This window comes from Cohnella sp. OV330 (assembly GCF_900112065.1).
GTDB lineage: Bacteria > Bacillota > Bacilli > Paenibacillales > Paenibacillaceae > Cohnella.
The window spans coordinates 762,361-776,491 of sequence record NZ_FOKE01000002.1 but is presented as its reverse complement, the minus strand read 5'-3'; the positions used below and the strand labels follow the sequence as shown (position 1 = coordinate 776,491).

Below are 14,131 nucleotides of genomic sequence, written 5' to 3'. Positions count from 1 at the left end.
TTCCCGATCTGGTTCGACACCTATAATGAGGGCACCAAAGCCAAGGAGGGAAAGTGTGTGAGGAATCGCAAACGGTTATGGCTTCTTGCAATGGCACTCCTGGTATTCGTATCATCCGTGCCGGCATACGCGGCACAAAATGACGGGGAGCGGCGGGCTCCCGTCATTGTATCAAACGAATATGCGGACATCGACTTTAATACGTACACGCCTTCGGTGTCGAACGCTACCTACACGATCGACACGAAGATATTCGGCACAGTTGCGACTGGCGCCGGCAAATACGCCGATCTCGTTCAAGACAGTGAAGCTGGCCGCATTTTTCTAATGGAAGCGATATCATCCGATGTCGACATGTACAAAGGCAGCATTAACCGAACGGAGCGCATAGGCCTGGAAGCCAAGGTGAAGTTCGGCGATACGGGCACGAGGCGAGACTTGTTTGAAGTCAAGAGCATGACGCCGCCTTCGGGAAGTCCGGCCTGGCCGACGCTTATCATTTTTGACCAGGACGGTCAGATCAAAAATTCGCAGAACCAAGCGATCGGCACATACGCGGCCGATCAATGGTACGATGTCATCGTCGATCTGGACACGCCTAATAAGCAGTATAGCGTCTGGATCAACGGAGAGCTGGCGATCGACCGGTTAAGTCTGGGCAATTGGGTCGGATGGACGCAAGGTCGTATCAAGCAAAGAAAAAATGCGGCCAATCAGCTGAGCCAGATGAAGATCGCTCGATTAAAGGCAGGTACCGTCCAAGAGCCGGCAGTTCAATCGGAGTTGACGGGGCTGACCTTGGCGCCCTTGGACACCCCATTGTATGCCGGCCGGACCGCACAACTTCAAGTATCCAAGACACCGTCCGATGCCCCGGACGTCCCGCTGATCTGGACGTCGGACGACGAGCGCATCGTGCAGGTAGATGCGCAAGGGATCGTGACAGGGGTTAGCGCCGGTACTGCCACGGTTACTGTGGCAACTGCGGACGATCTCTCTATCGCGGGGCAGGTCTCGTTGACGGTGCTGCCGAGCGCCAGTCCGCCCATCTTGGTCGGAGGTTCGCTCATCGATATCGACTTCAGCCGATTTACGCTATCTGCGAGCAACAACCGGTATACGATCGACTCCAAGTTCATGGGGTACATCGATATCGTACCTGGTTCAACCTCCGTTGGACTTGCGGATCTGAATGGCGGCAAAGGGCTCTACATGGAGGCGGTCGGCGGCAACGTCGGCGCATATAAAAGCGCGATCAACCGAACCGATCGAATCGGGATTCAGACTCGCGTCCAATTCAGCGATACGGCGACCCGGCGGGACCTGTTCGAGGTCAAGAGCACGACGCCTCCTTCGGGCAGCCCGGCCTGGCCGACGTTGGTCGTTTTCGATCAGGACGGCAGCATTAAAGACTACAAAAACAACGTGCTTGGTGTCTATGAGGCGAATCGCTGGTACGACATCGTGATCGATCTGGATACGCCAAACCATCGGTACAGCGCCTGGATTGACGGTGTGCGGAAGATCGACGATATGGATCTGGGCAATTGGGCGGGGCTTGCCCAGAGCAAGATTACCCAAAGAAAAAACGCCGGCAGTTCTCCAAGCCGGATGACGATGGCCATGATCAGAGCCGGCAATCTATTGACTCCGATCGAATCGCTGACAGTGCCTGGCGATTCGACGCTCGCTCGAGGCGACGCGATCGTGCTGTCGTACGAGACATTGCCGTCGAAAGCTTATGTTGAGCAAGTATCCTGGACCTCTTCCAATCCTGCTGTCGCCAAGATCGTGGGAAGCAACGGACTGTTGGCGACGGGAACGGGGGAAGCGACGATCACGGCATCAGAGGCGGCTTCGGGTCTCAGCCGCTCCTTCGTTGTCACCGTACGGGAGACGGAGCATATTTGGAATTCTCGCGACATCGGCGGCGATCTGGCTTCGGTTTTGAGCTCATCGCTGCGCGCCGAGCTCGGCTACACGGCCGAGCAGTTGAACACGACCGAAATCCAGCATTATATGAGCATGAGCGAGAGCGAGCTGATCGCCGCAGTTCGGGCGGAGACGGCCAAGTTGACGCTGCCCAACACGCACACGCAGTTCGAGACCTATGCCAGAAAAATGGTCCAGCTCTACGACTTGACCGACGACGCGGACTATGCGCGCCGAGCGGCGCTGATCCTCTATCATCTCGCGCAGGATTATCCGCGGCTTGTCGTGAACAAAAGCTACGATTCGTTTAAAGGCGCGGATGAGGTGTTTCCATCTAATGCAATCTACGCCTATGGCAGGTTGATCGAATCGGATATATGGGGACAGCTCGTACCCGGCCTGACTGCCGGAGAGGCGAAGCAGACGATCGAGCGGTTGTGGTTCAGGCCTGCGGCATACGAGAGCATTCGATTCATCAACAGCAAGCGGCTGAACAACATCGATCCGTACGGCGCGCGATCTGCGACCGTGACAGCTATGCTGCTGAACGATCCGAATTTAATCCGTGAAGTCATCAAAATTTTCGACGAGCTGTTCAGCGGCGAATATTACTATCTGGACGGCATGTGGGAAGAGGGCACGGTCGATTACGGCGATCAGGTAACGAATAACGTCAACACCAGCGTCGACGCCTTGAAACGTTGGACCGATCCGGAAGGCTACGCGGATACGGAGCTGGGACTCGTCCTGGACAAGACGGATTTGTCCGGCCGATGGCCCTTGCTGCGGATGAGCACCGGATATGCGAAAAAGCTGATCTACCCCGACGGCGTCAAGGTGCCGGTCAACGACTCGTATGGCCGAACGGGCGATGCTCAGCCGTTGCCGATCGTCGGTCAGGGGCTGAACAACATCGAGACGCCCGGCTTCGGTTACTTCGGACTCGTGCAAGGCGACTTGAGCGACGCTACCCATGCCGGGTTGCTGTATCCTGCGCAATTGCTGGGATTCGAAGGTTCGCACCGGCACGCAGGCTATTTATCGCTGACGCTCTGGGGAGCAGGGACGGAACTGTTGCCCGATACGGGTTATATCAACCGCACGACCTATGCCGACGGTTCCGGCTCGACACTGCGCTACCCATCCATGCGGCCGTACTTCCACAATATGCCCTGGGTATGGAGAGCGGACGGAGCGAACGAACGCGGCACTGGCGATTGGCAAAAGCCCGCGCTGCTGGCCTACGATCCGGGCACAGATCATAACAAGCAGGTACAGGTGCTGGAGGCGTCGAGCCCGGGGCCGGAAGGACTGGGCGCGGAGATGGAACGAAGGCTATTGATGATGATCCGCCTGGACGGTAACCGCAGCTATACATTCGATCTGACGCGTCTGCAGGGCGGGCAGGCGCATGAGATCTACCAGCGCGGCGAAGAGATCGAGGATATGAGCGTTCAGACGAAAGGTATCGAGCTTACGGCGACCGGCGCCGACAATCTGCAGGCGTATTTGACATCGATTGGGCGTACGGAAGGCTTGTCCGATGACCGCGAGCAGTTGAGGCATCCGAAGGCGGGGTCCGGCTCGAACAGCTTTTCCATGACCCTGACCGGCGAGGCGACGGGTTCATCGATCCGTTCGTTCTATAACGGGATTGAAGGATCTGACGTATTTCTTTCGGAGCTGCCGACTGCGCGCAGAGTCACGACCAAGGCGGAAGAGACGCAGTACACGACGCCGCAGCTCGTCCGCAGAAAAATCGTCGCGGACAGCGGCGAGATTACACAGTTTGGCGCGGTGCACGAGACATACCGAGCAGGACAAGAGGGCGGAGTTCAAAGCGTTCGGTGGTCTAAGCCCGATGACGGGGATCCGATGACGAGCATAGCGGTCGTGACCAGCGAAGCATACAAGGATATTATTTATTCGAGCGGCGACCTGAAGGCGCGAAACTTCGATGGATTCACCTTCGTCGGCCGGATCGCGTTGGTTCGCGAAAATGCGAAGACGGGTGAGTTGATCTACAGTTACGTGTACGGCCAAGGAAGCGTAAAACGTCAGGGCGAGGCACTGACGGAAGCCGGCACGCAGACGCTGGCAATCACGGACACGACGACAGCTTCGGTCAACCTGGCGCTAGATCCGATCGCAAGAGAAAACACCATTACCGTACAAGGCGCGGTCTATCATCCCGAAGCGACGGTCGGACATTGGTTGAAGGTCCGGTTCGGGGACGGATCCGGATACGGACTTAAGGTAAAGGATGCGCGGACGAGCGGCGGAAGTACCGTCTTCACCGTGGAGCAATACACCCCGTTCAGACTGACAGACGGGGGCGTACAACTGTTATTCAGTCCGAATATCGAGATCTCCGGAAGTGCCTATGTCGAGCTGGATACATCCGCTTTTGCGCTTGCACAGGCCAGTGGCGGGGACGAAGATTCGAGCGGCAGCGGGAACGACGGGGATACCGGGGGCACCGGTAATACTGATGGCAATACCGGAGAGAACGAAGATCCATCCGATAACGAAAATACCGATAACGGTAACGTTACGGAAATCGATGGTACACCGGGTGATGCGGTCGGCGGCGAGTCTGTCGTCGCCGTGCTGCCGGCGTCCGTGACAATCGATGTCTCGGCTGCGGATCTTGTCGGGCAGCCGGACGGATCAGTAGTCATCTCCTTGCCTAAAAGCGCCGAACAGATGGAGATTCCGGCAGCGGTAGCGATGCGGCTAGCGAATCGTGCGCTAACGATTCGCGGCGATGGGCTGTCGTTGGACATTCCGCAGCGGACGATGGATCAATTGCTGCAGCTGGTCGATTCCACGGCGGGAGAAGACGGCAAGCTTATATTTGGAATGAACCCATTGCCTGACGAAGAAGCCGCTCTGTTGCTGGGGAGCGGAACGCCGGCGGCGAGGAGCCGGCTGAAGCCTGTAAGCGACGTAATGGAATTTGCGGTGTCGTTCGTCAGTGCGAATGGCGCAAGCAAGGTCAGCCAATTCGTTGAGCCTATCAAGCTTCATATGAAGCTTCGAGCCGGAGCCGACCCGGACCTGACAGGGCTGTATTTTATAGCCGATGATGGCGCTCGCGAATATGTGGGCGGCGCGTACGAAGACGGAATACTGACGGCTGCAGTACGTCACTTCAGCAAGTATGCGGCATTAGAGTCCGACAAGACCTTCGAGGACTTGCCAAAGGCGCACTGGGCCTACGATACGGTGCGGCGCTTGGCGGCCAGGCAGATTGTGTCTGGCGTGGACGAGGTACGCTTCGCGCCAGATCGCAGCGTTACGCGGGCCGAATTCGCAGCGATGATCGTGCTCGCGCTCGGTTTGACGACGGCGGATGCAGGTGCTGCCGCTTCTGCAGACGTTGCACCCGCTGCTTGGTACGCCGAGTCGATGTCGATCGCAGCGGCGGCAGGGATCGTCACGGGCCGCGGCGGAGGCATATTCGATCCGGGCGGGCAGATTACGCGGGAGGAAATGACCGCCATGACAATGCGTGCCTACGCTGCCGCAGGCGGCAGGATGTCCGAAGCTGCCGGACCCGGCGTTTATCGGGATGCAGCCGATATCTCTCAATGGGCGAGATCGGCAATCGACTCAGCTACGTCGCTTGGCATCGTCTCGGGCAGGGGCGGCGCCTTCGCTCCGCATGATCGATCGACGAGAGCGGATGCGGCGATGATCGTCGGCAATCTTCTCCGGAAAATATAATCTTTAGACAGGGTCAGCTCGTAAGAGCTGGCTCTTTTTTACCCTAAAACAAAGTAAGCGCTTAAAGCTTACATAGTATTCGCATTCCATTAAAGCGAGCCATCTTAAAATTCTCCATACGGTATTCTTAAACGCTTCCATACTCGGATAAGTTAGATTACCTTACAATTAAAACAACGGAGGCCGTTACAAAGAAAGGGGATTATCGCGATGTCGCTAATCAAATCGGGGATCGCACAGGCGTCGCCGATGCCGGGAGAAGCATCCAATAAAAAACTTCGGGTATTAAAAAAACATATATGGGCTGCCAGATACCTTTATGTGTTATTGATGCCTTTGTTGGCGTATCTGATTTTATTTCAGTACGTGCCCATGTATGGCTTGATTCTTTCGTTCAAGGAATTCGATTACCACTCCGTGACCGGCAGTCCGTGGGTAGGGCTGCAGCATTTCCGCGAGATGTTCGAGCTGCCGGATTTCCAGCGGGTATTCACGAATACGCTCGTGATTGCAATGGGCCGGCTCATCTTCGAATTTCCGGTGCCGATCTTGTTCGCGCTTCTCATCAATGAAGTGCGCAAGAAGAGGAGTCGTACCTTTTATCAAATCGTGTATACATTCCCGCATTTTTTATCTTGGGTCATCATCTCCGGCATCATGATTAATTTTCTTGGCGACATGGGCGTTTTCAATATGATTCTGGATTCGCTCGGCCTGCCGAAAACGGATTTGCTCACCGATGCCGACACGTTCAAGGGCTTGTTATTCGGCACCAGCATCTGGAAGGAAATGGGCTGGGGCACGATCATCTATCTGGCAACGATCTCGGGCATCAATCCGGAGATGTACGAAGCAGCCGAGATAGACGGCGCGGGACGATTCAAAAAAATGACTACCATTACGTGGCCAGCGTTAAAAGGGACCGTGCTTGTCCTGTTCATTCTGGCCCTCGGCAATGTCATGGGCGGCGCGGGCTTCGATCAGATCTTCAACATGGACAATGCCGCCGTCCGGGATTCTTCCGATATTCTGGATACGTACATTTACCGGGCGACCTTCCTGCAGGGCGCGAGCTTCGGCTTCACGACAGCGGTCGGTCTTTTCAAATCCCTGATCAACTGCGCATTGTTGCTCGTCGCGCATTATTCAGTCAAATCGCGGGGGCATGGGGGACTGTTCTAAATGAGACAAAAGACGACGATCGCCGACTATGCCGTTCATTTCGTTCTGCTGCTGACGGCGCTGATCATGATCTTGCCGTTTTACAACGTCGTGATCCAGTCCTTCGCCACGCCCGCCGCCATCGCAAAACAGCCGCTTTATCTGATCCCCACCGTCGTGGATTTCAGCTCATACAGCTTGATATTTAAAGGCCATGAAGTTTGGGATTCGCTTCAGGTGTCGCTTATTGTCACGCTGGTAGGGACACTGGCGAACATGCTGATCACCGTGACAGGCGCGTATGCCTTGACCAAAAAAAACGTGCCCGGCAACAAAATTTTTATTTTCCTTGTCATCTTCCAAATGCTGTTCCACGGCGGGATCGTGCCGACATATCTGGCCATCAAGGATTATCATTTGCTCGACAATGTATTTGCCATGATCCTGCCCGTCGCGGTCAATACTTATTACCTTATCATCATGATGAGTTATTTTCGCAATGTGCCGGAAGCGCTGGAGGAAGCCGGCCGGATCGACGGGGCGAACGATATACAAATTTTGCTTCGCATCATTTTGCCGATATCGGTCCCTACCTTAGCCGCCATCACCTTGTTCTATGCGGTTGACCGCTGGAACGAATGGTGGAATGCAATGATCTATATCCAGGATTCGGCCAAGTTCCCGTTGCAACTCTTCCTGCGGCAGATGCTGTCGGATGTCAGCCAGGCCATGAACAGCGAGTTGGCGGCTGATTTTACCTCGTCGGCCAACGTATTCACCAACGGCGTCAAGATGGCCATGGTCATTATCTCCGCGGTGCCCATCATGATCGTCTATCCCTGGCTCCAGCGCTACTTTACTTCGGGCGTGATGCTGGGTGCCGTGAAGGAATAATGACTTCGTTTTTAAGGCTTGTCCTTAAAATATAAAAAATGCATCCTAATTCATGGAGGGGTTATCAATGAAAAAAGGCTTGCGTAAAATCACTGCAGTTACATCAGTTCTGGCGGTATCCGGCGCGTTACTGGCCGGTTGCGGCGGCTCCAACGAGTCGTCCGAAAACGGTGGCGCAGCCTCGGCGACCGCGAGTCCGACGGGGGCGGCCGCTTCGGCTTCCGCATCGCCATCGGTCACCGCGGCTTACGATGTATCCGTCGCTCTGTGGGATGTCGGCAAAAACCTGACAGATCCCGCTGCGGACAAGCTGCTCAAGACAGTCGAGGACAAAACGAATCTCACGTTTAAGGCAAAGGCCGTTACATGGAACGATTATAAGGAAAAGTTTAATCTGTGGGCGGCTTCCGGAGAGCTGCCGGATATGTTCGTCACCGACTTCCGTCTAACGCCTACGGTAGATACATGGATCAAGCAAGGACTTATCCGCGCGCTGCCCGACGATCTGAGCGCCTATCCGAACCTGCATAAGGTAATGGAGCTGGAAGACGTCAAGCCGCTGGCGATTGACGGCAAGTTCTACTTCGTCCCGCGTCTTTCCAAGCTGAAGCCGGACGAGTACGCGACCGAGCGCGGATTCATCGTACGCAAAGACTGGATGGACACGCTCGGTATTCAGAAGCCCGCCACGTTTGAACAATACGACGCCATGTTTCAGGCATTCGCGAAGAACGATCCGGACAAGAACGGGAAGAACGATACGATCGGCTTGACGCACAACTTCAACGACGTGCTGGGTACAACCCTGGCGCTTGGGTCCGCCGTACCGAATATCAAAGGCTGGGTGCAGGAGAACGGACAGTGGATACCGTCGTTGGCTTCGCAGGGCATGTACGATTATTTGACCAAGTTCAAAAAGCTGTATGACGATGGCGCACTGGACAAGGACTTCGCGATTCTGAAAACGAACGACGGTTCTGACAAGTTCGCGACGGGCAACGTCGGCGCGCTGGCGATCCAGACCGGCGACAATACGCTGAAGATGGTGAAGGATAAATGGGACAAAGCGAATCCGGGCAAATCGTTCGAAGATTCGATCACGATATTGCCGGTATGGCCCGCCCCGGACGGCAATACGTACCGCTTCTACAGCGCGACCGCCTATTCGGACATTTACTTCAGCGCCAAAGTCGACGATCAAAAAATGGACGCGATTCTGAAGTTCATTGACTTTAACCTTTCGGAAGAAGGAAAAGACTTGTACGCCTACGGCTTCGAAGGCGAGGATTATAAAAAAGAAGGCAACAAGATCGTGCCTGTAGCGGCGACGCGCGTCAATTATCCGTCCTACAACTTCTTCTTCTATTTAAATGGTATCGGACACGGCATGGAGACGGCGCGCGAGGCGAAGTATGCCGTTAACGGTCAGAAGCTGGTCGATATGGCTTATGATAATTACGACAAAATGTTGCAAAACGCAAAACCGATTCCGATCAATTTTGGAGTTGAATTCATCAGCACGCCAGCCAAAAACAAGTTCCAGTCAGTAATCGCTACTTACATGGACGACATCACGAAAATCATCCTCGACAAAGGAGATACGAAAGCGGCTTGGGATAAGCAGATCAAGACATATAAGAGTCTAGGCTTGGACGACGCGATCAAGGAAGTGAATGCAGCGGTTGCCCAACAAGGCATTCAATAACAAGGCAGCCTGTTCGCATAGAAATGCGCGAGCAGGCTAGTTTACTTCTTGCTAGAATGGAGGGAATATAAACGCACAGATGGGGTGGGGAATCTGCTCGCTTTTTTCAGAACCATTGCGATAAAAAACCAGCTGCTGCTCCTGCTGCTTGGAACGATGATCGGCATATTTATACTGGATGCCGTGTTCTTTAATCAGATCTCCCGCATTATTTACAACAAAAACAGCGACTACAAAGCCGAGATCATGACCAATGTCGAGTCCAACATGATCGACCAAATCGATCTCATTAATCGCATTTCTAACGCGGTCGCCTACAGCGACGCTGTCCAGAACTACCTGGTCGAAGAGGATCGGCTGCGGCAATACAAGCTATTCGGCGAGACGACGGCTTACCTGGAAAAAATGAAATCGATCAAACAAGGAATCATCGACTTTACGCTGATCGGAACGAATGGCAGTCGTTTCAATCTGAATTATGATGCGCAGACGGAAGCGACGTATCGTGCGATCATTGAAGATCTGCTTAAGCAAGGCGTCACGGGCACCAACGCTTCCCGCATCGGTTTGCGAAGCATGGCACATGATGGCACTGTGGGCAAGTACGTGGTATCGATCGCGCAAATCCGCGGCATCCAGCCTGGTGCGCACTACGGAGACGTTATCGGTTATTTCTTTATGCTGCTGGATCCTGCGTCGATCAGCTCCCGCGTTGAGGAACTGTCGAAGAAAACGACGGGCTACTTCTATATTCTCGACTCCGATCGTGTCATCCTGGCCAGCAACGAAGCGGGCAGCATCGGCCTGAAAGAAGACGATTTGGATAAAAAGGGATATATTGCGACAGCCAAGCAAATTCCCGAAATCGGCTTTACGTTGCTGAGCTACCTTCCCAAGGATGAATTGTTCAAAGGAATGGACATCGTTCGCACGAACAGTCTGTTCTTGCTCGGCTTGCTGATGGCTATCCTCTTTATGCTTTATTTGGTCATCGCAAGAAATTTGGTTCGGCCTCTCGGGCAGTTGCTCAGCTTCATTAATACGATGAAGGTCAAGCATGAGACGATGTTAACAGAGCGAGTCAATCTTGAGGGATATGCCGAGATCAACATTCTGGCCTCCAAGTTTAATCAGTTGCTTGATGAGATCGCGCTTTTGACGACGGAGCTGGTGGATTCGAACTCACGTATATACGAGCTGCAGCTGCTTCGCAAGCAGGCGGAGATTGCTTTTTTAAACAGCCAGATCAACCCGCATTTCTTGTACAACACGCTGGAGTGCATTCAAGGGATTGCCGCGGCGAGAAACGTAGAAGAGATCAACCGAATGACCGCTGCGCTTAGCCGTATATTTCGTTATAGTATCAAAGAAAAGGAAACGGTGGAGGTCAAGGAAGAGCTGCAGATCGTAAAACATTACTTGGAGATCCAGCAGATTCGTTTCGAGGACCGATTCGAGGTCGAGCTGGATATCGATGAGTCGCTGCTTCATTTGAAGCTGAAGAAGATGCTTGTCCAGCCCATTGTGGAGAATGCGATCTTCCATGGCCTCGAGCTTAAGCTCGAAAAGGGCCACCTGCGGATACGCGTAATGGAAGAGGAAGGGAACCTGCTGATCATCGTTCAAGACGATGGAGCCGGAATCGAGGCAGGCAAGCTTGCGGAGCTGCAGAGGCTGCTGGCCGGAGCCGAGGATAGCCAAAGGGCGAAGGAAGGCGAGGGAGGAATCGGCATTCTGAACGTCAACCGACGGTTGAAAGGTGCGTATGGCGAGCCTTACGGGCTGTTCATCGAGAGCAAAGAAAACCGGGGCACAAAAGTCACCTTGAAATTGCCGGGAAGGGAGGACTCCGATGTTTTCAGTGATGCTGGTTGATGACGAGAAGTGGATCGTGCAAAGCATAATGGCAAAAGGCAAATGGCAGAAGTACGGATTAAATGTCGTCGCCGTCGCATACAACGGACTTGAGGCGTTGGCGAAAATCGAATCCGAGCGCCCGGATGTCGTGCTGACCGATATTCGAATGCCAGGGATGAGCGGGCTTGAGGTGATGGCCCAGGCCAGGGAGAAAGGGCTGCATACCGAGTTTGTCGTCATCAGCGGTTATTCGGATTTCGACTACGTGAAAAAGGCGCTTCAACTGGGCGCCATCGATTATATGCTCAAGTCGGTGGATGAAGAGGAATTGAATGATGTGCTGGCGCGGCTCGCAGACAAGCTGCGCTTGGCCAAGCGTTCATCAGGGCAATATCTGGCTGCCTTGCTGCAGAACGGGTTGCCGGAGGATTGCGCGGAAATCGAAAAAATTTTGCAGCAAAACGGACTGCCTCCCGTCGTCAATCGGCTTTCGGTGCTCTGTGTCATCGGAGACCGCGAAATTCCGCGACTGGCCGATCTTCCGTGTATCGCGATCAAAATAGGCAGTCGAATGCATGCCATGTTCATTCGCGCAGAAGACCAGCCGTCTTGGCTCACGCTCTTGACCGGCGGAGACTTCTCCTGCGACGGCATCGGAATCGGCAAGCCTGCCGAAGAGCTTCATCAACTTGAAGCGGCCATTCAGACTGCGACACTCGCAGCCGCCCGCTTTTTCCTGACCGGAAGAAAAGGAGAGGCGCATGCTTATCGACGCGGCAAGGATACGAGCCACGAACTCCATGCGCGGCTATATGCTTCCATTCATAATCGTAAGTCGCAGGAGACGGCTTATATATTCGCGCGACTGCGGGAGCTTTTGAAGGAGGATGGCGCCGATTTTCGTCAAGCGCTGCAGCTGTATGCGTTCGTCCTCTCCATCGCGCAGCAGGGTACGGATACAGGCGGGGACGTGCCGGCCCAATCACCCTCCGCCTTATTGGCTGCCTTTACGGATGTCGACGGGATGATCGATTATCTTGAAGGGCTAGCAGTCTCCGACATGGAGGAGTCCTCGGAGCCCATGTCCGAAGGGACACGCCACGAGGTATTAAAGCAGATCGTCGCTGATATCGAGACGGACTTCGCGAAGGACTTGTCTCTGCAGACGATCGCCCGGCGGTTTAAACTGCATCCGAATTATGTCAGCCAGCTTTTTCAAAAGGAATTGCGAACGACCTTCACCAAGCTGCTTACAAGCGTCCGGCTCGAGCAGGCGTGCAGCCTGCTCCGCGATACGAATCTGAGCATTAATGAAGTCGCGGAGCGGATCGGCTACTCGGATTATTTTTATTTCGCCAAAGTGTTCAAAAAGCAGTTTGAGGTAACGCCGACGCAGTACCGAATTGCGGAGAAAGGAGAACGATAATGCTGGATCGGCCCCGGATACCGGATCGAACGGCGATCGGAAAGCCAAATTTATTGTTTGTATTTCCCGATCAGTGGCGTAAGCAAGCGATAGGTATACGAGGTGAAGATGCTGTCCTTACTCCTCATATTGACCGATTCGCCACACAGAGCGTTGATTTGCTAAACGCAATCAGCTGTTTTCCGCTCTGCTCCCCCAACCGCTCGGCGATGCTGACAGGGCGCTACCCTTTGTCCACGGGCGTCACGACCAACTGCAAGCTCGGCCTGCCAATCAAGCTGCGAGACGATGAAGTTACGATGGGCAACCTCTTGCAAATGCAGGGCTACCGAACGGGATATATCGGCAAATGGCATTTGGATCTGCCGGAGTTGTCCACGAATCCTGCGCCTGTGTCAGGCGCCGTGCATTGGGACTCGTATATACCGCCCGGACCCCGGCGGTTCGGATTCGACTTCTGGTATGCGTATAATGCGTATGATCGCCATATGGCTCCGCATTATTGGATGGATTCGCACGAGAAAATCGAAATTGACGAATGGTCGACGAAGCACGAAACCGATGTCGCCATTCGTTTTATCACGGAGAGTCGAGACGACCGGCCGTTCTGTCTTTACTTGTCATGGAATCCGCCGCATCAACCGTTCGAAGAAGTTCCGGAAGCCTACAAAGCCGTGTATTCCGGCAAATCTCTCCAAGCGCGGCCCAATGTGACGGGTCGAGGTTTAGAGCAGGCGAAGCGGCATCTGAGCGATTATTACGCCGCAGTGACGGGGACGGATCAAGAGTTCGGAAGGCTGATGTCCGCATTGGAAGAGGCGGGAATTGCCGAGAATACGATCGTAGTATTGACATCCGATCATGGCGAGACTATGGGCGCACACGGATGGATGGAGCATAAAAATATATGGTATGAGGAATCGATAGGAATACCTTGTTTCATCAGATATCCTGGCGTTCTGATACCGCGCCGAGAATCGTTGCTGTTCAATAGCGTCGATCTGGTTCCTACGCTGCTCGGATTGATGGGTATGCCCTTGCCGGACAGTGTCGAAGGCACCGATTTTTCAAGCACCCTTCGCGGCGACGAAGGCAATCATGGAATAGATACTCCTTCGACGTTTATTTGCCATTATCCGGGTGATCTTGAATCGCACGGGCTGGCAGCAGAAGAAGGCTGGGAAATCAACTCGTACGGATGGAGAGGCGTGCGAACGAAGCGCCACACATACGTCGTGCAACGAAATGTTGGAGCTTCAAATCCGATCAGGTTTTTGTACGATCTTGAATCTGACCCTTATCAACTGTCGCCGAAGATCTACGACGAAGCTCCGGGCGATGTTATCGGGTTTGAATTGGAGCGAAAGCTTGCGACATGGCTTAAAAAAATAAACGATCCATTTATCTTATATTAATTCTAGAGGAAG

7 protein-coding genes are annotated in these 14,131 nt (G+C 54.0%); all 7 read left to right on the top strand.

The features are described 5' to 3' along the window. Positions 1 to 57 precede the first annotated feature (57 nt). Positions 58 to 5,661 (top strand): S-layer homology domain-containing protein, encoded by a 5,604-nt coding sequence (locus BM235_RS07145; RefSeq protein WP_090110979.1) that lies wholly within the window; start codon positions 58 to 60, stop codon positions 5,659 to 5,661. 330 nt (positions 5,662 to 5,991) lie between these two features. Continuing rightward, on the top strand, positions 5,992 to 6,843 hold the full coding sequence (locus BM235_RS07140) for an ABC transporter permease (RefSeq protein WP_255374133.1): 852 nt from the start codon (positions 5,992 to 5,994) through the stop codon (positions 6,841 to 6,843). Beyond that, positions 6,844 to 7,716, top strand: coding sequence for a carbohydrate ABC transporter permease (locus tag BM235_RS07135; protein ID WP_090110977.1), 873 nt, complete (start codon positions 6,844 to 6,846; stop codon positions 7,714 to 7,716). A 67-nt stretch (positions 7,717 to 7,783) separates the two neighbouring features. Then, positions 7,784 to 9,421, top strand: coding sequence for a type 2 periplasmic-binding domain-containing protein (locus BM235_RS07130; RefSeq protein ID WP_158543876.1), 1,638 nt, complete (start codon positions 7,784 to 7,786; stop codon positions 9,419 to 9,421). Positions 9,422 to 9,469: 48 nt separating this feature from the next. Then, entirely contained in the window at positions 9,470 to 11,296 is a 1,827-nt protein-coding gene (locus BM235_RS07125) for a cache domain-containing sensor histidine kinase (RefSeq protein WP_143106642.1), read from the top strand. Then, positions 11,274 to 12,704, top strand: a complete 1,431-nt coding sequence (locus BM235_RS07120) for a response regulator (protein ID WP_090110970.1) — start codon at positions 11,274 to 11,276, stop codon at positions 12,702 to 12,704. The genes BM235_RS07125 and BM235_RS07120 overlap by 23 nt, the downstream gene beginning before the upstream one ends. Beyond that, entirely contained in the window at positions 12,704 to 14,119 is a 1,416-nt protein-coding gene (locus tag BM235_RS07115) for a sulfatase family protein (RefSeq protein ID WP_090110967.1), read from the top strand. The genes BM235_RS07120 and BM235_RS07115 overlap by 1 nt, the downstream gene beginning before the upstream one ends. Positions 14,120 to 14,131 lie beyond the last annotated feature (12 nt).